Origin of the sequence: uncultured Actinomyces sp. (assembly GCF_963526355.1) — a bacterium.
Taxonomy (GTDB): domain Bacteria; phylum Actinomycetota; class Actinomycetes; order Actinomycetales; family Actinomycetaceae; genus Actinomyces.
In genome coordinates this window covers 1-22615 of sequence record NZ_CAUROW010000013.1, presented here as the reverse complement: position 1 = coordinate 22615, position 22615 = coordinate 1, and the positions used below count along the sequence as shown (strand labels likewise).

Below are 22615 nucleotides of genomic sequence, written 5' to 3'. Positions count from 1 at the left end.
CCGATGCGGACGTCGGACTGTCCTGCGTCCAAGGCGGCCCGCAAGATTGACTGACTCGTCATCAACTGATCCAACTCCTGAGGATCTTGAATCGACTTCATCGAGTTCACGTAGAACCGAGCCGGTCGTGTTGTGCTGGGCTCAATCGGTGCCATCTCAGGTGGCACGATGCGAGCACGGGGCACGTCGCTGATACGACGTATCAGGGCCTCGTCGTCGGGCGCGGACTCAGGAGACCGCCTTAGAAGGGGACGCTGAGGATCGTGATCCAGCGGCCTTCGCCCTGGCTCACGCTCAGGCTGCCGCCCAGGGCCTCCACCCGGCGTCGCGCTCCCTCCAGGCCCAGGCCCGAGGAGAAGGCGCCGTACGCTGACATCCTGTTCCCCGGGGCGCCTCCGCCTGTCCACGCGTCGTCCGCCTGTCCTGGAACACCGACATCGTTGCTCGCCATCGCCTCCAGGGAGTGCCCGTCGGACTCGATGACCAGACGCGCCCGACCCTGCGGGGCCGTGTACTTGGACATGTTCGACACCAGCTCGCCCAGTACACGCAGCAGCTGGAGTCGCACGCCCGGTGGGATCACCGGAAGCCCGAGCAGTTCCAGACCCTCGACCTCCAGGTGCGCCCCCCGCTGCCCCAGGATGGCCGCGGCATCGGAGATGACCGCCTCCAGGGGGCGCGGCGCGGAGGTCGCCTCGATATCCAGTCGCTCGCCCCCACGGATGTCGCTCATGGCGCGCAGCGCGTGCCGCATCTGCTCCACCGCCGCGCGCACCGCCGTCGTCATCGCGTCCAGCTCGGGCGCCAGCGCCGCGTCCTCGGGGTGCGCGAGCCGGGCCTGCTCGGCCGTCATCACCGCGTGGGTCAGATCGCGCACCACGGTGTCATGCAGCTCGGTGACCACCAGCAGGCGCTGGCGCTCCACGCTCTCCCGGTAGGTGTGTAAGGAGCGCTCGGCCTGGTGTCGCGGGCTGCGGATGAGCTCGGCCAGCGTGAGGGCCACGCCCCCGATGATGACCCGCCACACCAGCAATGCGAGCTGGTCCTCGCTGGTCTCATCCCACTGCGCGTCGGCGATCGTGAGCACGAGGGAGAAGACCGCCAGGCTGTAGGCGGGCGTGCGCGGGAAGCCGCGGGCCACGAGAATCGCCGGGCACAACCAGGGAATGATACCCGGGGAGAAGGTGGCGTCGGTCGTCATCACCGTGTTGGCCCAGGCCACCGCGCCGCCGAGCAGGGCTCCGAACCACGGGAAGCGACTGCACAGCGCCAGCGCCAGGCCTCCGACGATCTCGAAGGAGAACATGGACGTGTGCAGTGGCCACGCCGCCGTGATCGAGAAGAGAGTGATTATCGCGGCCAGGAAGGCGTGTGCCAGGTGCAGCCGCCAGGTCGGCCGCCACGTCGTGTACTGCGTGGGCCGCAACAGACTCGCCAGAAGGTCGGTCACCGTCTCCATCTTCTCCTCAATCGATCCAGATAATGTTCTTCCATGACGGTCCCCGACGCTACTGATGGCCCCACCGCCGCCTCTCAGGTGCTGCGTGTCGTCATCGTCGACGACGACTCCTTCGTTCTGCACGCGCTGCGGGCATACCTGAGCTCGGACGAGCGCATCGAGGTGGTCAGTACCTTCTCACGCGCCGTTGATGCGCTGGCCTTTCTCCACAAGATCCGCGTGGACGTCCTGCTCACCGATGTGCGCATGCCCGAGATGGACGGCCTGGAGCTGCTCACCCGGGTGCGCCGCCAGTGGCCCCGCACGGCCGTCGTCGTGTTGACCTCCTTCGACGACGATGAGGCGATGGTGACTGCGCTCGCCCAGCACGCCAACGGCTTCCTGCTCAAGGACGCCTCGCCCGAGGAGATCATTCGTGCCGTCATCGCCGCCAGTGCGGGCGGAACCACGATCTCCCCGACCGCCACCTCCCGGCTCGTCACCCGCCACCTGCGGCCCCCGCGGACGGCCCAGGCCCCCGACGTCACCGAGGCCGAGCGGGCGGTCCTCACCCTCCTGTGCGAGGGCTACTCCAATGCCGAGATCGCCGAGCAGCTCGTCGTCGCCGAGTCCACGGTCAAGACCCACGTCTCCCACCTCATGAAGAAGTACGACGTCCCGTCCCGACTCAAGCTCGTCGTCGCCGTCCACAGGACCCGGGGGGCCTGAGTCCCTCGTCCCGTTCACTGGAGCAGAGCCCTCATCGCCGCATCCTCACTCTTCGGACAGGGCCCTGACCGGTGGCACCGAGGCGGCCCGGCCGGCCGGGCGCAGCGAGGCCAGCAGGCCGACGGCCAGGGTCGCGGCGAACATGCCGAGCAGTGCGAGATGAGGGATGTGCGCCGTCATGCCCTCAGCGGACTCGGCCACCGCGAGCGTTCCGGAGACGCCCAGCGCCGTCCCGATGAGGAGCCCCAGGCCCCCTCCTACAGCGGCCACGAGGATCCCCTCGGTGGCGATGAGCCGGCGGATCTCTTTGCGGGAGCTGCCGGTGGCGCGCAGAATCCCGATCTCGCGGACCCGCTCCAGGACCGAGACGTCCGTGATGTTGGCCAGCCCGGACAGGGCGATGACCAGGGCGGCGCCCAGAACCAGACAGACAATGAGCGCTACCTTCATGATCTGGGCCGACATCCGCTCGACGCCGGAGGCGCTTCCGCTCACCATGAGTTCCTGGCCCCGGACAGCGGCATGGAGGCCGTGCTCGGTGACCGACGTCATGGCGCTGCCGGTGGAACGCACCCACATGGTGGTGTCGGTTGGGGCGTCTCCGTTGAGGCGCTGCGCCACTTCCGGGGTGACCACGGCGCCCCACCCCTCGCGGACGCGAGCCGTCAGCTCAACGCTGCCTGCGGCGCCGGTCAGGGTCACAGTGGAGCCGTCTGGAATGTCGTAGAGGCTGCCCACGATGAGGGTGCCGTCATCGAGGTCCTCCAGACCGCTCGTCGTGCGCACAATGGGGTCGATGGCGTCGGTGTCGATGACGTCCACGACGGTCTTGTCGGTCCGTCCGTCAACGGCCCCAGTCAGCTCGAGCGTCGGCACGTAGGTGACGTCCTTGACACCGTCGACCGCCTTGACCTGCTCCGTCAGCCGCGCGGTATCGGTCTGCGGCGTGACACCGAAGATCCTGGCGTCCACGGGTGAGCTGTGGCCGAGGATGTTCTCGAAGGAGGTGTTCAGGGAGGACAGGCCGACGAAGAGCCCCGAGCCCACCAGGACGCAGACGAAGAGCGTGGTGGCAGCGGCGGCGGACCGTCCGGAGTTGCGGGCCAGGTTGCGCGTGGCCAGGTGCATCACCGGAAACCGCGTGCCGCTGCTGACCCGGCCGATGAGGCCGATGATGACGGTGACCAGCAGCGGCAGACCGAGCAGTGCACCGAGGACGACGATGCCGCTTCCGGCTGCCGTGAAGTAGATGTCGGAGATCTGAATGCCGAAGGTGACCACGGCCGCGCCGATCCCGGCGACGACGACTCCGGCGATGGCCGCCCACCTCCTGGCGCGTCCGTTCTGCTTGATGCTCGCCACCTGCCCGGTGAGAGCGACGAGCGGGGAGATGCGGGTGGCCTGACGGGCAGGACGCAGGACCGCGATGAGGGTGACCAGCGTGCCCAGGGTGATGGTGAGGGCCAGAGACATCGGGGAGATGGTCAGCTGATCCGCCTTGAGGTCCGCGAACCGTCCTGAGGAGATCGCTGCTGCGGCGATCCCGGTTCCTGCGGCCGTGCCGAGAATGGAACCGAGCAGGCCGGTGATGAGCCCGGTGCGCAGGACGGCGAGCATCACCTGGCGCCGGCTCGTGCCGATGCAGCGCATGAGCCCGATCGTGCGGGTCTGGCGCGCCACGAGGGTGCTGAAGGTGGTGGCGATGACGATGACGGCGACCATCGCGCACACCGGCGCCAGGACGTTGAGGATGCTGGCGATCATCGTGCCGCCCTGCTGGTTCTGGGAGCGCTGGGAGATGATGGAATCCCTGTCCTGAACCGAGGCGTTGGGCTGGACGGCGTGAACCGTCTGCTCCACCTCGGCCGTCAAGGCGACGGTGTCGGTTCCCGGTTTCGCGGTGACGTAGAGCTGGTAGTAGCTGGTGCTGGCGCCCATCGCCCGGAGCTGGTCGGTGGTGGCGTAGACCGCTCCGATTCCCGCCAGCTCGGTGTCGGGGCCGGGGGAGACAATGCCGACGACCGTGGGTGCACTGTGCGGTGCATCGGCGTTCTCATCGGCGTCGTTCGTGGTGAGGCGGATCGTGTTGCCGACGCTGAGGCCCCGCTGCTCGGCCAGCGCTGTGCTGATGGCGACCTCACCGGTGGTGGTGGGCAGGCGTCCGCCGCTCAGGGTGGTGAACCGGCTGAGGGGCGGAACGTCCTGCGCGCTGACGGCGATGTTGGCGGCATTGCGCAGCTGCTTGGGCAGATCGAGGTCGAGGACGTCCCAGTGGAGGCCCCGCACGGAGGCGACCCCGTCGAGGGCGGCGACCCGCTTGAGGAGAGCGTCATCCAGCTCGCCCCCCGAGGTCTGGCGCTTCACGGGCTTCTGGACGACGACGCTCGCGTCCCCCACGGATAGGAGCGCACCGGTCTGCATCTGGGTTCGGGCGGAGTCGGAGATGATGAAGGCGAAGGCGATGAGGGCGGCACTCATGGCCACGGCCACGAGGGCCGCGGCGGTGCGCCGGATGTCGAGCAGCGAGGGCATCAGCGGGCCTCCGTCCGGGGCGTCGAGCCAGTGGTGGCGGGGCCGCTTGCCGGGCCGGAAGCGGGGGCCGGCCCCACAGCGGGGCCGGCGACGTGACGGGCGCCGGGTGCGACGGCCGGGGTGTCGTGGCCGCCGATCGGGCGGCGCACGGCCTCGACCCCGGTGATGCGCCCGTCGCGCAGTCGGATGATGCGGTTGGTGGTGGCCGCGGCCTGCTCATCGTGGGTGACCATGACGACGGTCTGTCCCAGGTGCTCGCACATGTCGGCCATGGTCTCCAGCAGGGCGGCGGCCGAGGCGGTGTCCAGCGCTCCGGTGGGCTCGTCGGCGAAGACCACCTCGGGGCGGCCCACGAGGGCGCGGGCCACGGCCACGCGCTGCTGCTGGCCGCCGGAGAGCTCGTGGGGGCGGTGGGACAGGCGGTCGCCGATGCCCAGGGTGGAGATGACGGCGTCGTACCAGTCCCGCTGCGGCTTACGGTGGGCCAGGCGCTGGGGCAGGAGGATGTTCTCCTCGGCGCTCAAGGTGGGCAGGAGGTTGAAGGACTGGAAGATGAAGCCGAGGCGGTCGCGGCGCACGGCGGTGAGCTGCTTGTCCTTCATTCCCGACAGGTCCTGGCCGGCGATGAGGACGCTCCCAGAGGTGGGGGTGTCCAGGCCCGCCAGGCAGTGCAGGAGGGTGGACTTGCCCGAGCCGGAGGGGCCCATGATGGACACGAACTCGCCGCGTCCCACCACCATGCTCGCCGAGTCCAGGGCGACGACTCGGGCCTCGCCCTCGCCGTAGACCTTGGTCAGACCGCGGGCCTCGACGACCCGCATCGGTGGGGTGGCTGTGGGAGTGGCAGGCGCCGTCGGCGCTCCCGGGGCGGCCGGGGCTGCCTGGGGGAGCGGAGCGGGATGGACAGGGTGGCCGTAGACCGGCGGCTGGGGCGGGTGCGTCATCTCATGACCCTTCTCGGTGACTGGCTCGTGTGGCGGGCAGAGCCGGTCGCTTGAGTCATGTGATGCCCGGGACTGCCTGGTGACGTGAAAAAGCATAGAAATAGTGTCATCGAGCCGGAATGCATCGAAGGGACGGACTGCGGCGGCGGCTCCACCTTTTGGGTGAGGGGCGACCGCTCAGCCGTACCCTGGCCGTGAGGCCCATCAACTTCGACCAAAACTTCATAGACGACACGGCTCCGCGTCTCCTATGAAGTTTTGGTCGAAGTTGGGCGGCCTGACCCCGGCGCAGCGCCGTCATTGGCGCCCGAACCGATGGCCTCCGTGTTCCGGCTCTCACTTTGTGGCGGGCTGAAGATGTTTCGGTCCCCCCGCAGTGCCGGGCCAGCCGTTAGCCTGGCCCTGTGACGATTCTTCCCGCCGCCGTCCCGGCTCCTCTGCCGGGGTGGGTGCCTCGTGGCCGGACGCTCCTCATGGGCGTCCTCAACGTCACCCCCGACTCCTTCTCCGACGGCGGCCGCTGGGTCGACCCCGAGGCGGCGGTGGCCCACGCCCGCGAGCTCATCTCCCAGGGTGCCGACATCATCGACATCGGGGGGGAGTCCACCCGCCCCGGCGCTCAGAGGGTCGACGTCGACACCGAGATCTCCCGCGTCCTGCCTGTGGTGCGAGCACTCGTGGCAGAGGGGGGCGACGGCGGGATGACTCATGGAGCTGCCGACGGTGCGATCATCTCGGTCGACACCATCCATGCCGCCACCGCCGAGGCCGCCATCGACGCCGGCGCTCACATCATCAATGACGTCTCCGGGGGACTGGCCGACCCGGCCATGCACGGCCTCATCGCCCGCACCGGTGTCGTCTACGTCTGCCAGCACTGGCGCGGCGATCCCGAGACCATGGACCGGCTCACCGGCTACCCGGGCGGCGTCGTCACCGGGGTGGAGGCCGAGCTGCGCGAGCGCCTGGCCGGGCTGGACGCCGCGGGGGTCGACCGCTCCCAGGTGGTCGTGGACCCCGGCCTCGGCTTCGCCAAGACCCACGAGCAGTCCTGGGAGCTGCTGGCCGCCACCGCCCGGCTCATCGCCGACCTGGGGCAGCCTCTTCTGGTCGGCTCCTCCCGCAAGCGCTTCCTGGCCCAGGCCGCTGAGGCAGACGCCACCCCCGTCCAACGCGACGCCGTCACCGCCGCCACCACCGCCCTGGCCGCCGCCGCCGGCGCCTGGGCCGTCAGAGTCCACGAGGTCCCGGCCAACCGGGCCGCCGTCCGCACCGCCTCCCTCTGGAAGGAACACCAGTGAGCACCTCAGTCTCCGCGACCACCGACCGGATCAGCCTCATCGGCCTGTCCGCCCGCGGCCACCACGGCGTCCTGCCCTTCGAACGAGAGGAGGGCCAGCTCTTCACGGTCGACGTCGTCCTCGACCTGGGTGCGCGCGGCACCGCCGTGGCCGCTGTCACCGACTCGGTGACCGACGCCGTCGACTACTCCCGCGTGGCCAACGGCATCGTCAGCATCATCGAGGGCGAGCCGGTCAACCTCATCGAGTCCCTGGCGGATCGGATCGCCGAGCGAGTCCTGTCCTTCCCCCGTGTCGTGGCCGCCGAGGTCACTGTGCACAAGCCCGAGGCGCCCCTCGACGTCGCCTTCGAGGACGTCTCAGTGACCATTCATCGGGTGGCCGACGCCGCTGCGAGCCACGGCGGGCCCCCCGCCACCAGCCAGGCAGCCTGGGCGGCTCAGACCTCCCAGGCCGCGGAGCCGGCCGCATCCTCCTCCCCGGCCTCACCCGTGGCCGCCGCCTCACCAGCCGTTCCAGTCCACGAGTCACCGGCCGCAACCCCGGTGGCCTCCTTGGTCCCCGAGAGCCCCGACCCCACATCCGCCTCAATCACGGAGAGCATCGCAGCAGCCGTGGCCGCACCGGTAGTCCCGACCCCCGAGCCGCCGATCACTCCGACGCCCTCACCCGCCTCACCACTGGAGACTCCCGCGCGCTCGCCCTTCACAGCCGCCGCGCCCTCTGTACCCACGCCCTTCCCGGCTGAGGCGGCGGCCCCTGGTGGAGCCGCTGCGATGACGCAGTCCTGGGTACCGGACTGGGCCACGGACTCCTCCTCGCCCTCTTCCTCCCAGGCTCATGAGGTTCCTATGGTCTCAGCCTCCCCCGAGGCCTCTGCGGTCTCAGACTCCTACAGCGTGGCGACCGATGCCTCCGCAGCGGCGGGTCTACTGGACGGCTTCTCCTCCAGCGCCCCCACCGCGGCCTCTGCCGGCAGGACCGCCGGGGCCGACGGATTCGTGAGCCTGGCGGCCGATGCCATGGGCGTGACCCCCGCAGTCCCCGAGGCGCAGCCGGAGCCCGCCGCCTCCTCTGTCGCCGTCGATCCGAGTGCAGGTACCGCTGCTCCCGAGGGGGCGGACTCCGCTGTCGGTCGGCTGCCGGATCAAATGCCCCGGGAGGGTCGCCACGTCGCCTCCTCCGAGGACGTCGAGCAGCAGGCGGCTCCGGTTGCCAACGGCCCCGTGGACATCCTCGGTGAGCCCGACTCCTACAGCGGTTCGAGCTCACGCCGTGGATCCGGCTACAGCGGGATCGCCGGCAGCGATGAGGCCGGTAAGAGAGTGGAGAGCCCCTTCTCCGCCCTGAGTGGCTCCGACGTCTCCGACTCCGTCGTCGCCGGCGGACTCAGTGGCGTACCGACATCCCATCCCCCGACCGATCCCAGCCCCTTCTCCCCGGGGCAGTTCTCGGCGTCGTCGGCACAGCCGGTCCGCTCCGCATCGTCGCCCTTCCCAGCACCGGGCGAGTACCCCGGAGCGGTGAGCCAGGATGGCGCTCCGTCGTCCTACTCCAACGACGCCTCGTCCCCCTCGGCTCCGGCGCAGCCCGGATTCCCGGTCCCGGCGGCTTCCAACGCGGCCCCGGTCGACCCTCTGGCCGAGAGGCCCGGCCGTCCCGTCGGCGTCGTCTTCGGGTTGGGCGCCAATGTGGGCGGGGTCGTGGAGTCCCTGCGTACAGCGGTCCAGAGTCTCAAGGGAGTCGAGGGCATCGAGGTCACGCAGGTTGCGCCGCTGGCCCGTACTATTGCCGTCGTCGCTGAGGGGGCTGAGCCGCAGCCCGACTACCTCAACACGGTGGTCTCGGCTCTGACGACCCTCTCCCCGCGTGAGCTGCTCGATGTCTGTCACGCCCTGGAGGACGCCGCCGGACGGGTGCGCACCGAGCCGTGGGGCGTTCGTACCCTCGACGTCGACATCATCGAGGTAGAGGGAGTCACCTCCACCGACCCGGAGCTGTCCCTGCCGCACCCGCGCGCCGCCGAGCGCGCCTTCGTCCTCGTGCCGTGGAGCCAGGCCGACCCCTTCGCCGAGCTGGCCGGGCACTCCGTCTCCGAGCTCGCCGAGAACGCCCCCGACCGCGGTGGCCTGCGGTGGCTGGCCTTCGACTGGCTCGACTCCGACTCCTTGCCGGACAAGCCCACCGGTCCCTATGTGGAGCCCCCGGTGGAGCAGGTCCCTGGCGAGACCGAACCGGAGCTCGTCTATGACACCACCCGCGACGAGTCCCCCGTGGCCGACGCCGGCTCGGCCCCCGACTACGCCCGCGGCATCTCCAGCAGCTCCCCCGGGGCGGCCGGGCCCGTCTCATCGGCGCAGCCACTCGACGCACAGGCTCCCTTCGAGTCCTCCTACGACTCGAGCCCCTGGTCCGGCCAGGCCCCGCAGTTCGACTCGCCCTACCTGGCCGCCTCGGCCCCGGAGGCCGCCGGCGGTCCCGGCGGCACCGGAGCTTCCGACTCGCAGGGCGGGTACACCCCTGGGCGTGTCGCCGGAGTCGGCGGGTTCCCCGGTGACCAGCAGGACGTCGGCAGCTACGCGGACTACGCCGCCGGCCAGCATGACCAGGCCGGTCCTTCGACCCAGCCGCAGCGCGGTGATGCCACCGGGGAGGCCTGGCAGTCCCCGCTGCAGTGGAACGACGTCATCGGCGGTGGCGCTCCGGGCGCAGGACCCCATCGGGACGCCTGATGCGGCGTATCCGCTGGACCAGTGCCCTTGCCTGCTCCGTCGCTGCTGCCGTGGCCTCCTGGGTGGGTGGGGACCTGCTTCTGCGTCATGTCGGCTGGGTCCCGGCCCTCACCCCGTGGGGGGCGGTGACTGCGCTGGTCATCGCCGGAATCGTTCTCATATGCGGTCTGGCGGTTCGGCGGCTGCGGGCGCACGAGCGCACCTGGATCACCCCCACCGGTGCGGCCACCACGGCCGCCGCCGCCCAGGCCTCGGCCATCGTGGGCGCCCTCCTGGGGGGCGTCTACGCCGGCGGGCTCATCCTGGCCCTCGTCACACCTCGCTCGCCGGCTATGACTCACCTGGCCTGGACATCCGTCGGCTGCCTGGTGGCCTGCCTGGTGTGGTGTGTCGTAGGTTTCATAGTCGAGCAGTGGTGCTCCATCTCCGGTGACGGTGATGACGACGGCTCGTCCGGTGCCTCCGGGCGGGCCCCCGAGGGACCAGGAGCCCCCGCATGACCATCTCAGCCCCCATACCTGCTCAGGGCTCCGCATCCGCCCCCGCAGCGGGATCGCCGGCCGGTGCCGACCCCTTCGCTCCCGACGGCGTCGTCTTCCAACCGGTCTCCTCCCGCCTCATCACCGCCCGTCTCCTGGGGGGCGGCATCGTCAGTGCCGCTCTCGTCATCGGATTCGTCATCCCGGGTGTGCTCATCAATTCCGGATTCTTCATCCCGGCGGGGGTCTTCGCGGCTCTGTTCGTCTGGCAGCTCTGGCTCATCCCGCGCCAGGTGCGGGCCATGGGTTACGCCCTGACCGACAACCACCTCCTGTGGCGCCACGGCGTCATGTTCCGCTCCATCACCGTCACCCCTTACGGGCGCATGCAGTTCGTGGACACCTCCCAGGGCCCGCTCGCCCGATGGCTGGGCATCGCCGAGGTCAGGCTCCACACCGCCTCGGCCAGCACCGATGCCACGATCAACGGACTGCCTGTGGTCGAGGCGGAGAACCTGCGTCAGATCCTGTCCCGTCGTGGTGAGGAGAGGATGGCCGGACTGTGATCTCTGAACCGGGGGCCGAGCCGGTTGCGGGGCGGAGCTCCGCCCGGACAACCGATCAGATGACGGGTCGGGAGCCCGGGCCGGGAGCCTCCCGGGGCGACGGAGCGACCGCCGACTCACGGGAGCTGCCCCTGCCCGACAACGTCACCTGGCACCGGGTCTGCTTCGTCACGCCGCTGCTGGAGGGCTGGAAGATCGCCACCGGCGTGCTCGTCTTCGTCATGATCCGGAATCTCAATGACTTCCTGCGCGCTTACCGCTTTGCCCACGAGCACGGCTTCTCCCTGAGCGGTCAGCTCGGCTACTACCTGCTCGGCCTCATCGGCCTCATCGTCCTGTGGGCGGGGCTGGGGCTGCTCAGCTGGTGGCGGCGCGCCTACGCCGTGGACGCCGACGGCGTCTACCTGCGCTCGGGCATCCTCAGCCGCAAGCTCCGCACGGCCCGCCTGCCGCGTATCCAGTCCGTCGACGTCGTCCACCCCCTACTCGGGCGCATCCTCGGACTGGGGCGGCTGACCGTCGAGGTCGCCGGTGGTCGGGACTCGCGGGTCGTTATCGGGTTCCTCACCACCCACGAGCTCCACGCCCTGCGCGACCGCATCCTCGACCTGGCCGCCGGACAGGTCGAGGTGCCCGCCCCCGGCGCGGAGGGGCCGACCGATCCGGAGATAATGAGGCAGAGAGGTCCGGGCGCGGACCCCGCGAGCATCGACGAGGCCCCGATCTCCACCGAAGAGTCCGCGCCCGCACGCCCGGCCGTCACCGGGTCCGGGGGCGCCGATGCCCCCTCCCCGCACTCCACGCGCCTTCGGGCCTCCAGCTTCCAGGAGCACCCGCTCTATGGCGTCGATGCCGGGATCCTCATCGGATCCTTGCTGCGCAGCCCCTCGACATACGTGCTTCTAGTAGTGGCCGTCGGTGTGCTCGCGGGCGGGGGCGTCATCATCGTCACCGGGACGCTGCCCAGTGACGTCTGGCTGCCAATGATCTCCTCCTTCCTCACGTCGATCGCCGGTGCCGTGGCGCTCGTGTGGTCCAGGTTCAACAACGCCTGGAGCTTCCAGGCCGCCGCCACACCCAGCGGCATCCGGGTGCGTTACGGGCTCACCGCCGATACCTCGCGCACGCTGCCGCCCGGGCGCGTCCACGCCGTCGGGATCACCCAGCCGGTCCTGTGGCGAGGCAAGGACTGGTGGAAGGTGGACGTCTCCGTGGCCGGCCGTGAGGACCACCCCCAGGACGGCCAGGACCGGCAGACCGCCAACCTGCTGCTGCCCGTGGGGGTGCGCGACACCGCCCTACGCGCACTGTGGCTCGTTGTCCCCGACCTGGGCGTGCCCGATCCGGACACCTTGCTCGCCCAGGCCCTCAACGGCCGGGACGACGACGGCGTCGGAGACCCGCAGGCTCCGGCGGGCTCGGCCGAGCGCGGCTTTGTGCGCATCAGCCGCCGTGGGCGCATCTTCCGCCCCCTGACCTGGCGGCGCGCCGCCGTCATCCTGACCGACACCTGCGTCATCATCCGCCACGGCCGCTGGCGACGGCGAGTCGCCGTCTTCCCCTACGAACGCATCCAGTCCCTGCGCGTCCACCGGGGACCGCTGGCACGCAGGCGGAGGCTGGCCTCCCTCCGGCTCGACATGGTCGCCCAGGAGGTCCCCACCTCGATCACCAACCTCGACGCCGCCGACGCCAAGGCGCTCGCGGTACAGATCAATGAGCGGGCGCTGCGCCGCTCCAGCGCCGAGCGGCTCGACCGGTGGCTCATGCGCGCCGTTGCCGCAGGACCGGTCAACTGAGGCGTCACCACCTACTGGTGCGTCCGATCTTCGCCCTCGGGACCCAGGGTCTCGCGCAGGCGCTGAGCCTGCTCGGCGGTCAGCCGACCGGTGGCCTCGCAGCGATCGGTGGTGACGCCGGCCAGCTGCCGGTAGGAGGCGACGATGTCGTCGAGGCTCTGTCCTTCGCCGTCGCGCAGGCAGGAGAGCGCCTCCAGGTGGGCGGCCACCGTGCCGGCGTCACCCCGGGAGACCGGGCCGGTCAGACCCGCCTCGCCCTCATGCAGGGCCCGGTCCAGGGCAGCGGTGAGCAGAGGACCGAGCGTAGCCGCCCCGTCCTCGACCCCCGCGGCCGCCAGTGCCCGGACGGCCTGTGTCGCCACGGTCAGCAGGTGGTTGGCGCCGTGGGCGAGGGCTGCGTGGTAGGCCGGGCGCGCCGACTCCTCCAGGACGAAGGGCTCCCCGCCGAGCTCGACCACCAGCGCCTGAGCGATGGGCAGCACCGCCGCAGGCGCGGTCACGGCCATCGGGCAGCCGACGAGCCGAGCCACATCCGTGGAGAAGCCGGAGAAGGTCATCGCCGGGTGGAGCGCCAGCGGGATCGCCCCACAGCGCCGTGCAGGAGCCAGGACGGCGACGCCGTAACGGCCCGAGGTGTGGGCCACCAGCTGGCCCGCCTGCCAGCGGCCCAGATCCGCCAGTCCTTGGACGAGCGACGTGAGCGCGTCGTCCGGCACGGCCAGCAGAACGAGTTCGGCGCGCTCGACGATCTCCTCGACCTCCAGGACCGGAACGCCCGGCAACAGCATCTCGGCGCGCTCGCGCGAGTCCTCCGAGACCGCGTGGACGCCGATCACCTGGTGCTCCACCGCCCGCAGCGCGCAGCCCAGGACCGCCCCGACGCGGCCGGCGGAGATGATGCCGACGCCCAGCCGACCGGGCCGGGCCGCGCCGGCGCCGCTGTGCTCACTCGGGCTCATGCCAGGACTCGTAGCGCCAACCTCGCTCATACCCCGATGCTCTCATGCCCGTCGGGAGCTGTGGATTCGTCGCGGCCCAGCGGGGCGACTAGCGTGGGGCGCGTGAGCACCGACCCCGCACCGACGCCTGTTTCCGCCCCCCGCTCGGGCCTTGCCGGTCCCGGAGACGCCGACGCCGCAACCGTCCTGACCCACAGCCGCGCCGAGCTCACCGCCGCCCTGACCGGCAGTCCGGGCCTCCGCGCGGTCGTCATGACCATGGGCGCCCTCCACGAGGGCCACTTCGACCTCGTGCGCGAGGCCGCCCGGCGCGTCGGGCCGGCCGGTACCGTCGTGGTGACCATCTTCGTCAATCCTCTCCAGTTCGCCCCCACCGAGGACCTCGACTCCTACCCGCGTGACCTCGAGGGCGACCTGGCCGGCCTGGCCCGGACCCTCACCGGCGCCGACGGCGCCCCGGGCGTGGGGCGGCTCGTCGTCTTCGCCCCCACCCCGGAGGTCCTCTACCCTGCCGGGCAGCCTGCGGTGCGTATCGATCCCGGCCCCATCGCCACGGTCCTGGAGGGGCGTACCCGTCCCACCCACTTCGCCGGCGTGTGCCAGGTGGTGCTCACCCTCATGCACCTGACCGCCCCGCGCTGGGCGCTGTTCGGCCGCAAGGACGCCCAGCAGCTGGCGATCATCGAGTCCATGGTGCGCGACCTGGCCGTCCCGCTGGAGATCGTGCCGGTCGACATCCGCCGCGAGAGCGACGGCCTGGCCATGAGCTCGCGCAACGCCTATCTCAGCCCTGAGCAGCGCCGCCAGGCCCTGGCCCTCTCCCGGGCTCTCCAGGCAGGTCGCGACGCTGCGGCGCAGGCGGCCGGCTCCGGCACCCGCCTCGACCCTGCCGCGATCCGCCGGGCCGCCCTGGCGTCCCTGGAGGCGGCCGACGGCGTCGAGATCGACTACGTGGCCCTCGTCGACCCCGCCGGCTTCGAGGACCTGACTGACGCCGGCCTCGGCCTGCCGCGCAGCGCATCGGTGCGCGAGGACACGGGGGAGGGGCTGCCCGCTGTGGGCCTGCTGGCCGTGGCCGCCCGCGTGGGAACCACTCGCCTCATCGACAACACCCTCATCGACCTGCGCCCGTAGGCGCCCCGGTGCGCTCCGCAGCCCGCGTACCTGTCGGGTCGCTCACCCTGTGCCGCACCGTACAGTGCGCCGGGCCCGCCGCCGTCTACGCTGTGCCGCGATGAGTGCCCGCACCCGGACGATGATGACGTCCAAGATCCACCGCGCCACCGTGACCCAGGCCGACCTCGACTACGTCGGCTCGATCACGGTGGACGTCGACCTGCTCGAGGCCGCCGACCTGCTGCCCGGCGAGCGCGTCGACATCTGCAACTGCACCAACGGCAACCGCCTGTCCACCTACGTCATCCCCGGCGAGCGCGGCGCCGGAGAGATCTGCGTCAACGGTGCCGCCGCCCACCTGGTCAGCCCCGGCGATGTCATCATCCTCATCGCCTACTCCCAGATTCCCGACGAAGAGGCCCGCACCTACCTGCCTCATGTCGTCTTCGTCGACGCGGCCAACCGGATCGTCGAGCGGGGCACCGACCCCGGCCAGGTCCCGGTCGACTCCGACCTCGCCCGCCTCCAGGGGCTGCGCCCCTCCGGCATCCCCCTGGCCGAGGCCCGAGCCTGACCCGCCCCGCCGGCCACCCGGTGTGACCAGGATCGGGTGTGGTGCGGGCGTCGTCGGGCCCTGGGGAGCGGCCGGGGCGGGCGGGCGCCGTTAGACTCCTTCACGTGACAGACGAGACCACCCCCAGTCCTGACCCGACCGCCACCCCCGCCGGCACCGAGTCCTCGAAGTCGGCGAGGTCTGCGGACCGGCCCAAGCAGTCCAAGGCCGACCCGGGCCCGGGCGAGCAGTTCGAGGTCCGCGCCGGCAAGCGCGAGCGCCTGCGCGGCGAGGGTTGGGACCCCTACCCGGTCTCGGTACCCGTCACCACCACCATCGCCGCCGTGCGTGAGGCCTACTCCCACCTCGAGGCCGGAGACGAGACCGACGACGTCGTCGGCGTCGCCGGGCGCGTCGTCTTCCTGCGCAACACCGGTCGCCTGTGCTTCGTCACCCTCCAGGACGGGGCCGGCACCACCCTGCAGGCCATGCTCTCGGCCAAGGCCCTGCCCGCCGAGGGTCACACCGCGCTCGCGGCCTTCAAGGCTGACGTCGACCTGGGCGACCACCTCTTCGTCCACGGCCGCGTCATCTCCTCGCGCCGTGGCGAGCTGTCCGTCATGGCCGAGCCGGTCCTGCGCGAGGGCGCCGAGGCCGCCTCCGCCGGGGACGACGACGTCGAGGTCCCCGCCTGGCGGATCGCCTCCAAGGCGCTGCGCCCCCTGCCCAAGACCTGGACCAACGAGGCCGGTGAGGCGGTGACGCTCTCGGAGGAGCAGCGAGTGCGCCGCCGGGAGCTCGACCTGCTCACCCGACCCGCCGCCCGCGACATGGTGCGCACCCGCGCCGCCGTCGTGCGCTCCATCCGCGAGAACTTCTTCCGTCGCGACTACCTGGAGCTGGAGACCCCCATGCTGCAGGTCATTCACGGCGGGGCGGCTGCGCGCCCGTTCATCACCCACATGAACGCCTTCGACATGGATCTCTACCTGCGCATCGCCACGGAGATCTACCTCAAGCGCGCTGTGGTCGGCGGCGTCGACCGCGTCTTCGAGATCAACCGCAACTTCCGCAACGAGGGAGCCGACTCCTCCCACTCCCCGGAGTTCACGGCTCTGGAGGCCTACGAGGCCTACTCCGACTACGACGGCATGGCCGAGCTGACCCGCGACCTCGTCCAGCAGGCGGCCCGCGACGCCTTCGGCCTGCCCGAGGGCGGGGAGGTCGTCACGCTGGCCGACGGCACCGAGTACGACCTGTCGGGCCAGTGGGACAAGATCGACCTCTACACCTCCGTCTCCGAGGCCCTCGGTGAGGAGATCACCGTGGAGACCCCGCGCGAGCAGCTCGTCGCCCATGCCGAGAGGATCGGCCTGGAGGTCGACGACTACGCCGTGACCGGCAAGGTCGTCGAGGACATCTTCGAGGAACTCGTCGGCAACAAGCTGTGGGCGCCCACCTTCGTCTACGACTTCCCCGAGGACACCTCGCCGCTGACCCGCTACCACCGCAGCAAACCGGGCCTGACCGAGAAGTGGGACCTCTACGTGCGCGGCTTCGAAACCGCCACCGCCTACTCCGAGCTCGCCGACCCCGTGGTCCAGCGCGAGCGCTTCGAGGCCCAGGCCCTGGCGGCCGCCAAGGGCGACCCCGAGGCCATGGTCCTGGATGAGGACTTCCTGGTCGCCATGGAGCAGGGCTTCCCGCCCAGCGGCGGCATGGGCATGGGCATCGACCGCCTCCTCATGGTGCTCACCGGCCAGGGGATCCGCGAGACCATCACCTTCCCCCTGGTCAAGCGGAGCTGACCCGGGCAGCCGGTGCCCGAGGCTGGTCATCGCCGCCTCTGAGCGGACGATGGTCAGTTGGCCGTTCGAGGTAAGACAGTTGTGAGTTCCTCGTTTTGGGAAAAAACTTCCCAAAACGAGGAACTCACAATATAGTTATTGCATGCTTCTCGACTTCACCGTAGCGAACTACTGCTGTTACGCGGAGGAGGCGACCCTCGATCTCACTCGGAGTTCGCTCAAGACCTTGACGCCACGCGCGGGCTCCCCATGGCAGGAACAGACATGGCGCGTGGCGGCGATCTTCGGCGCCAACGCCTCGGGCAAGTCGACCCTCCTGGATGCGCTTAACTGCCTCCACCACGCCGTCGGCGGCCATAGAGACATCCTGTACCAGCCCTTCAGCCTCGATCGCGGCCATGCGACACTGCCGTCCCGTTTCTCCGTCGGTTTCACCCATGACAACGAGCGCTACAGCTACAGTGTCGAGGCGCATCGCTGGGGCATTTCGCGTGAGGAGCTCTGGGCGGCGGGGCAGCGCTGGCGCAAGGTCTTCGTGCGCACCCAGGGCCCCGAGGATGACGAGCCCACGATCGAGTCCGGCACCACCCTCAGGGGTGCCACGAACGAGGTCCGTCGGATCACGACGCCCAAGGACCTCTTCCTCGCCATCGCTCTCAAGTACAAGCACGCCACCCTTGCTCCGATCGCGCGCAGCCTGCGAACCATGCGCTTCATCCACCACAGCGACGAGGAGCGCAGTTCGCGTCTGCGGTGGGTCATGAGCCGGCTTGCAGAGGCCCCTGAGCAGTGGAGTGGCATCGCGAACGCCATCGCTCGGGCCGCCGATCTTGGCATCGTCGGTCTTGAGCTCGAGGAGCAGGAGGTTCCTCAGGAAGTACTTGAGCTCCTGCGTCGTCTTCCCTGGAGCGAGGATGAGGAGGCTGAGGTTCCTGCCGAGGTGCTCAAGGAGCTCCAGCGGCACCTCGTCCTCCACCACCGCGGTGCCGACGGTGAGGAGTATCGATTGACTATCGGCCAGGAGAGTCAGGGCACTCTCACCTGGCTGGCAACGGTCGGTCCCGCCATTGACGCTTTGCGGCTGGGCCAGGTGTTGTGCATCGACGAGCTCGATGCGAGCCTCCACCCCACACTGACCGCCACATTGGTGGACATGTTCAAGGACCCGGTCCTCAATACCCGAGGTGCCCAGATCATCTTCACAACCCATGACACGGCGCTCCTGGACAATTCTCCCATCCAGCTCCTGGAGGCGGGCGAGGTGTGGATGAGTGAGAAGTCGTCCTCCGGTTCCAGTGAGCTCTTCTCGCTCGCAGACTTCCCCACTAATCGCAAGGGCACGAACAAGCAGCGCCGTTACCTCGCCGGTGCCTTCGGCGCTATTCCTCGGGTGGACACCTCCAGCCTCCGCCGGTACCTCTCAACACCGGTGGAGGCGAGGTGAGATGACGCCACCGAGAAGGAGGCGACGCGCTCAACGATCCGAGCGGCGCTCCGTTTTCCTCGTGACCAACGGGCGGGTCACCGAGAACGTCTACCTGCAGCAGCTATGTCGACGCGTGGACCGCGACAAGATCTCAGTCAAAGTGAAGGTCATCGATGGCGACCCGCTCACCGTCATCAAGGAACTCAAAGGACCTCGATCAGATCTCAGCGACTACAGGGAGGTGTGGATCGTCGTCGACCACGACGGCCAGGACCGTCATGACTTTCTGACCGAATGTCGAAAGTTGAGCAGCAGGAAGACCGTTGTCCATGGCATCGTTTCCGTGCCCTGCTTCGAGGTCTGGCTCAACGCCCACTACGCCCACGTGAAGAACTACCAGAACCAGGCGGACGCTCAGGCGCACTATCTGGAACTAACAGGACTCAGCAAGAAGAACGCCAAGATGCTGCCGGATGACTTTCCTTGGGATGAGGCCGTGCAAGCTGTAGCCAGGTGCCATCTGCCGACGGACAGCCTTCCCGAGCTCGGTACCCAGGGTGCTTGTCCATCGACAACAATGCCACATCTGCTCCGCGGTCTCGGACTGTTTGGCGCTGACGAGTTCTAAAACCCGGTCGTTCCCAGGCGGCGCCGGGCGTACTCGAGCTCGGCGCGCAGGTAGGCGTTCTCCTGCTGGAGCTGGGCGATGTACTGGTCGCGCTGGGCGATCGCCTCGGCGTACTGCGGGTCGTCCATCGCTCCGGCGGTTTCCGGGACGGTTCCTGCCCCGGTGGTGTAGCCGGTGTTCCCGTACGCCCCGGGCGCTGATCCGTACGCGCTCGTATCGGCCCCGTAGAGACCTCTGTTCAGCCGCGCCTCCATGGTTTCCATGGTGGCCGCGACCGTGTCCAGGAAGGCATCGACATCCGGCTGCTCGTACCCTTCTCGGAACTTGGATGTCTTGAACCGTATGCTCCTGACGTCCTGGGAGGTCAGAATTATTCCCGCCTCCTGGTGAGAACCGGTAGTCGCGCCGGGCCCCATTCCAAGGCGCTCCTCGAGTCCCCGCAGCGTGGTAGTCACTTCGTCGAGGAACTCGTCGACCTCGTCCTGAACGTATCCCTCCCGGCGCCTTGTGATCTCGAACTTCACGTTAGGGACGTCATCGGATATCAGTAGCGTCATGCTCGCCCACTCCCCGTTATCGATTTCTGCCCGTGGTCCTGGTCCTCGACCCGCAGCCCCAGGTGGGTGGCCAAGAGCGGCGCGAGCTCGGCGAGCTGATCGCCGCTGATGGTCGCCCCGGCCAGTGCCCCGAGACCGCTGACCACCCTCATCTCCAGTCCGCGCAGGTCGACGTCGCTCAGGCTCCCGCCGCTCAGCCGCAGCGTGCCCACCCGGCAGTCCTCGAAACGGACCCGCTGGGCCTCGACGCCGCTCAGGTCCAGTTCGTCGATCCTGGTTCCCCGGATGAGGACGTCGCGCAGGCCGGTCCCGGCGAGGTTGGCGAAACCGAGGCGGCAGTCCTCGATGAGGGCGGACTCGACGTCGGCGTCGTATAGCTCCCAGGCGCCGATCCGCGAGCCGGTGAGCTCCACTGCTCGCCATGTGGAGCGCGGACTGTGAAGATAGGTGGAGCTCAGGCGCTCCAGGCGGCAGTCGACCAGGCGCGCGGCGGCCAGGTCGGTGTCATCGGTGAAGATCTCCGAGAGTCGGCAGCTCAGCAGGCTGATCGCTGACAGATCGGCGCCGCTCAAGTCCGCCCCGGCCAGCCGCAGGTCCTCGACCATCTCGCCGGCGGCGAGTTCATCGGCCCCTCCGCCGCGCAGGCGGCTGAGATCCGGCGCCGTGAGGTTCGGCGGCCTCGGTGAGTGCCCGGTGGAGGGGCCTGCGGCGGCGTCGGCCCGTTGTGCGGTCATGGTCCTGTTCTATCGCAGACCGGCTCCGGGCACCGGGGGATGTTCTCCCCGGTGCCCGGTTGTGAAGGAGGGACTCATGCCCAAATCTGCCACAAAGGAGCCCAGGGCCCGTTGTCCCGCCGAACGGAACCGCGAGATCATGCGGTTTCCTCACGCGCCCCTGAGACTGACCGAGGCCTTTGTGGCAGATATGGACAGTTTGCAGCCGGTGCTACTCGAAGCGGACGGTAGTTGCGGCCAGCATGCGGCGGCCGTAGCGGGCGCTGGCCAGGGTCGCCAGTGCTACCAGCGCCAGACAGGCTCCCAGTATCAGCCAGTAGCCGCCGCCCGGCCATCCGACGTGGCGGGCCGATGCCCCGCCGATGAGCGACCACGCGGTCAGCCAGCCCAGGCCGATGCTCATGACCAGCGCCGTGGCCGCCGGCAGCACCGTCTCGTAGGAGACTATGGAGCGCAGTGTCGCCGCCGGCATGCCGACCAGTCGCAGCAGTCCCAGAACCCGCTTGCGTCCCAGCAGTGCCGCCGCCGTCGAGACTCCCAGCGAGACCGCGGAGATGCCCGCGGCGATGAGGATGCCGATGTAGCCCAGCCGGGCGAACTGGTTCTCCATGGCGCTGCCCTGGAGGTTCTGGATGGAGCTGGGGGACGTGGGGGAGCCTCTCAGCTCCAGCTCGGAGGTGATCAGTGCGGTCCGTGCCCGCTCCACGGCGCCGGAGTCGGCCGGATCGGTGTCCACGAAGATGGTAGGCACTCCCTGTTCCCGGATGGCGATCTCCTCCTGCGCGGTGGCCGCCACCGGCGAGGCCGCCTCGTCCATATACAGCCAGCGGCTGCTGATACTCACCGCGCCGCTGGATGTCTCCACGTGCGGTGCCCCGAGGGCCTCCGCCTTGTCGGCCTCAAGGATGATCTGCGTCTCCTTCTGAGAGTCGTTACTGCCCCACCCCACTGCGACCGTGGTCACTCCGGGCGTGGCGGCGAGCCGCTCGGAGGCCCGCTCCAGGGTCTCCTCGTCGCGCACCGTCGGCGCGGCCGTAAGCGCTGTGGGACTCAGGTGACCTTCACCCTGCGTGACCTCACGGGTGCCCGAGGCCGCCGTGACGGCGACGGCGAACAGCGTCATGGCGTAGACGGCGATGACCACGCCCGCCACCGACCGGAAGACCGCCCGGGGGTGCTGAACGATCCGGTTGAAGCCGATGACCTGTGCCGCCGAGCCGGCCAGTGCCCGGCCACAGCGCGCCACCCACCAGGTGATGACCGGTCCGGCCCACAGCAGTCCGAGCATCGCGCACAGGAAGGAGGCGGGCAGCAGGTAGTTGGTGAGTGCGGACTTCTCACTGGCCAGCATCGGGACGCTCACCAGCCCTGCCGTCCCGAGGGTCACGGGCGCCAGCGCGATGAGGCGGGGGCGGCGCTCGCTGCGCTCCCGGGATCCGCCCAGGGGGCCGAGGTCGGCCCGCCGCGTGCGCCACCAGGCAACAGCCGCCGCCCCCGCCGTGGTCGCTGCGACGGCGAGGACCCAGTTCACCGGCGAGCGCAGCAGGTCGGATTGGTAGAAGCGACTCGAGCCCAGCGGGATCTGGGCGGCCACAGGAATCATGGCCAGGTAGAGCGCCACGCCCGCCAGGGCGCCGACGAAGGTGGTGGCCCCGATCTCCAGGGCCGCGGTTCGCGCCACCTGCTGGGGCGTGGCACCGATGAGGCGCAGCGTGGCGAAGCGCTCGGCCCGCTGCGCCGCCCCGAGGTCGGTGACGATGCCGACGAGCAGCAGTGCGGGAACGAGCACCGCGATGGCGCCAATGATCGTCGCGATCCGGTAGGCCTCGTTCCCGTAGGGAACCCCCGAGAACGCGGTGACCGCCTGAGGCGGGATGTCGGACGGGTAGGAGGCCACGGTCCCCAGATCCGTCCCGACGACGGCCACCAGCGAGTCCGGCCCCTCGACGGCGTCGGAGGACAGGGTGCCGACCTGCTTGCCGTAGCGCTCACCGAGCTGGTCGGCGGGAAGGGAGCCGATGCGCTTGGCCAGGGCCGGGGAAGCGAGGTACTCACCGGGCTTCGGGACGATGTCGGAGCCGGGGATCCTCACCGAGGTGGTGCCCGACTCGGGCAGGGCCACCTGCAGGACCGTGATCGTCTCCGGGCCCACCGTGTCGAGGCCGCTGGCGACGGCCAGCTCGTCATCCGTCAGGACGTGGTCGGGACTGAGGACCTGGGAATGCTGTGATTCGAGCGCGAGGGCGGTGGAGGCCCAGGTGGAGCGCATGCTGCGCTCGGGGAAGGCCTGGGCGGCGGCCAGCAGCATGAGGAA

General features: G+C 69.9%; 18 protein-coding genes. 11 read left to right on the top strand and 7 right to left on the bottom strand.

What is annotated here, in order from left to right; genetic code table 11:
- Positions 1–241 precede the first annotated feature (241 nt).
- Positions 242–1459 (bottom strand): ATP-binding protein, encoded by a 1218-nt coding sequence (locus RWR81_RS04980; RefSeq protein ID WP_314455321.1) that lies wholly within the window; start codon positions 1457–1459, stop codon positions 242–244.
- A 33-nt stretch (positions 1460–1492) separates the two neighbouring features.
- Between RWR81_RS04980 and RWR81_RS04975 the strand changes: the two genes are divergently transcribed.
- Positions 1493–2167 carry a response regulator transcription factor gene (locus RWR81_RS04975; protein ID WP_314455318.1) on the top strand — a complete coding sequence of 225 codons (675 nt, stop codon included), beginning with the start codon at positions 1493–1495 and terminating at the stop codon, positions 2165–2167.
- Between the two features lie 45 nt (positions 2168–2212).
- Here RWR81_RS04975 and RWR81_RS04970 read toward each other — a convergent pair whose 3' ends face one another.
- Both RWR81_RS04970 and RWR81_RS04965 read right to left on the bottom strand, forming a co-directional pair.
- Complete coding sequence (locus tag RWR81_RS04970; protein ID WP_314455311.1) at positions 2213–4699, bottom strand: FtsX-like permease family protein; 2487 nt, start codon at positions 4697–4699, stop codon at positions 2213–2215.
- Positions 4699–5520, bottom strand: a complete 822-nt coding sequence (locus RWR81_RS04965) for an ABC transporter ATP-binding protein (RefSeq protein ID WP_314455381.1) — start codon at positions 5518–5520, stop codon at positions 4699–4701. Before RWR81_RS04965 ends, RWR81_RS04970 begins: the two co-directional genes overlap by 1 nt.
- Positions 5521–6047: 527 nt before the next feature.
- Between RWR81_RS04965 and folP the strand changes: the two genes are divergently transcribed.
- Genes folP through RWR81_RS04940 form a run of 5 tightly spaced genes read left to right on the top strand, consistent with a single transcriptional unit; the run spans position 6048 to position 12520 of the window.
- On the top strand, positions 6048–6944 hold the full coding sequence (gene folP / locus RWR81_RS04960; protein WP_314455307.1) for a dihydropteroate synthase: 897 nt from the start codon (positions 6048–6050) through the stop codon (positions 6942–6944).
- Positions 6941–9676 carry a 2-amino-4-hydroxy-6-hydroxymethyldihydropteridine diphosphokinase gene (folK, locus tag RWR81_RS04955; protein WP_314455304.1) on the top strand — a complete coding sequence of 912 codons (2736 nt, stop codon included), beginning with the start codon at positions 6941–6943 and terminating at the stop codon, positions 9674–9676. Before folP ends, folK begins: the two co-directional genes overlap by 4 nt.
- Positions 9676–10176 (top strand): DUF3180 family protein, encoded by a 501-nt coding sequence (locus RWR81_RS04950; RefSeq protein WP_314455302.1) that lies wholly within the window; start codon positions 9676–9678, stop codon positions 10174–10176. Before folK ends, RWR81_RS04950 begins: the two co-directional genes overlap by 1 nt.
- A complete protein-coding gene (locus RWR81_RS04945; RefSeq protein WP_314455299.1) occupies positions 10173–10721 on the top strand; it encodes a PH domain-containing protein in 549 nt (182 codons plus the stop codon). Before RWR81_RS04950 ends, RWR81_RS04945 begins: the two co-directional genes overlap by 4 nt.
- 59 nt (positions 10722–10780) lie before the next feature.
- The gene (locus RWR81_RS04940; RefSeq protein ID WP_399498051.1) at positions 10781–12520 is read left to right on the top strand and encodes a PH domain-containing protein; all 1740 of its coding nucleotides are present in this window, start codon (positions 10781–10783) and stop codon (positions 12518–12520) included.
- Positions 12521–12531: 11 nt separating this feature from the next.
- On the opposite strand, the gene RWR81_RS04935 is transcribed toward RWR81_RS04940, so the two are convergent.
- On the bottom strand, positions 12532–13509 hold the full coding sequence (locus RWR81_RS04935; RefSeq protein ID WP_314455293.1) for a DUF2520 domain-containing protein: 978 nt from the start codon (positions 13507–13509) through the stop codon (positions 12532–12534).
- 63 nt (positions 13510–13572) lie between these two features.
- On the opposite strand from RWR81_RS04935, the gene panC reads away from it, so the two are divergent.
- The 5 genes from panC (at position 13573) to RWR81_RS04910 (ending at position 19010) form a co-directional block, all read left to right on the top strand.
- Complete coding sequence (gene panC, locus RWR81_RS04930) at positions 13573–14613, top strand: pantoate--beta-alanine ligase (RefSeq protein ID WP_314455290.1); 1041 nt, start codon at positions 13573–13575, stop codon at positions 14611–14613.
- A 100-nt stretch (positions 14614–14713) separates the two neighbouring features.
- Positions 14714–15169 carry an aspartate 1-decarboxylase gene (gene panD / locus RWR81_RS04925; protein WP_314455287.1) on the top strand — a complete coding sequence of 152 codons (456 nt, stop codon included), beginning with the start codon at positions 14714–14716 and terminating at the stop codon, positions 15167–15169.
- Positions 15170–15273: 104 nt separating this feature from the next.
- Positions 15274–16956 carry a lysine--tRNA ligase gene (gene lysS, locus RWR81_RS04920; RefSeq protein ID WP_314455282.1) on the top strand — a complete coding sequence of 561 codons (1683 nt, stop codon included), beginning with the start codon at positions 15274–15276 and terminating at the stop codon, positions 16954–16956.
- Positions 16957–17098: 142 nt separating this feature from the next.
- Positions 17099–18400, top strand: coding sequence for an ATP-binding protein (locus RWR81_RS04915; RefSeq protein WP_314455279.1), 1302 nt, complete (start codon positions 17099–17101; stop codon positions 18398–18400).
- Between the two features lie 61 nt (positions 18401–18461).
- Positions 18462–19010 carry an RloB family protein gene (locus RWR81_RS04910; RefSeq protein WP_314455276.1) on the top strand — a complete coding sequence of 183 codons (549 nt, stop codon included), beginning with the start codon at positions 18462–18464 and terminating at the stop codon, positions 19008–19010.
- Here RWR81_RS04910 and RWR81_RS04905 read toward each other — a convergent pair.
- From RWR81_RS04905 to RWR81_RS04895, 3 genes are all read right to left on the bottom strand, one after another.
- Positions 19007–19567 carry a DivIVA domain-containing protein gene (locus tag RWR81_RS04905; RefSeq protein WP_314455273.1) on the bottom strand — a complete coding sequence of 187 codons (561 nt, stop codon included), beginning with the start codon at positions 19565–19567 and terminating at the stop codon, positions 19007–19009. The two genes, RWR81_RS04910 and RWR81_RS04905, sit on opposite strands and share 4 nt — an antisense overlap.
- On the bottom strand, positions 19564–20301 hold the full coding sequence (locus RWR81_RS04900) for a pentapeptide repeat-containing protein (RefSeq protein WP_314455270.1): 738 nt from the start codon (positions 20299–20301) through the stop codon (positions 19564–19566). Before RWR81_RS04900 ends, RWR81_RS04905 begins: the two co-directional genes overlap by 4 nt.
- 211 nt (positions 20302–20512) lie before the next feature.
- Positions 20513–22615, bottom strand: a 2103-nt coding sequence (locus tag RWR81_RS04895; RefSeq protein WP_314455268.1) for an FtsX-like permease family protein, incomplete at its 5' end; no start/stop codon positions are given.

Bases quoted from the DNA above. Each gene is read 5' to 3' on its own strand.
- RWR81_RS04915 (WP_314455279.1), top strand. From the start codon at position 17,099: ATGCTTCTCGACTTCACCGTAGCGAACTACTGCTGTTACGCGGAGGAG.
- RWR81_RS04950 (WP_314455302.1), top strand. From the start codon at position 9,676: ATGCGGCGTATCCGCTGGACCAGTGCCCTTGCCTGCTCCGTCGCTGCT.
- RWR81_RS04905 (WP_314455273.1), bottom strand. From the start codon at position 19,567: ATGACGCTACTGATATCCGATGACGTCCCTAACGTGAAGTTCGAGATC.
- RWR81_RS04965 (WP_314455381.1), bottom strand. From the start codon at position 5,520: ATGCGGGTCGTCGAGGCCCGCGGTCTGACCAAGGTCTACGGCGAGGGC.
- panD (WP_314455287.1), top strand. From the start codon at position 14,714: ATGAGTGCCCGCACCCGGACGATGATGACGTCCAAGATCCACCGCGCC.
- RWR81_RS04900 (WP_314455270.1), bottom strand. From the start codon at position 20,301: ATGACCGCACAACGGGCCGACGCCGCCGCAGGCCCCTCCACCGGGCAC.
- RWR81_RS04975 (WP_314455318.1), top strand. From the start codon at position 1,493: ATGACGGTCCCCGACGCTACTGATGGCCCCACCGCCGCCTCTCAGGTG.
- RWR81_RS04970 (WP_314455311.1), bottom strand. From the start codon at position 4,699: ATGCCCTCGCTGCTCGACATCCGGCGCACCGCCGCGGCCCTCGTGGCC.
- RWR81_RS04980 (WP_314455321.1), bottom strand. From the start codon at position 1,459: ATGGAGACGGTGACCGACCTTCTGGCGAGTCTGTTGCGGCCCACGCAG.
- RWR81_RS04940 (WP_399498051.1), top strand. From the start codon at position 10,781: ATGACGGGTCGGGAGCCCGGGCCGGGAGCCTCCCGGGGCGACGGAGCG.
- RWR81_RS04945 (WP_314455299.1), top strand. From the start codon at position 10,173: ATGACCATCTCAGCCCCCATACCTGCTCAGGGCTCCGCATCCGCCCCC.
- RWR81_RS04935 (WP_314455293.1), bottom strand. From the start codon at position 13,509: ATGAGCGAGGTTGGCGCTACGAGTCCTGGCATGAGCCCGAGTGAGCAC.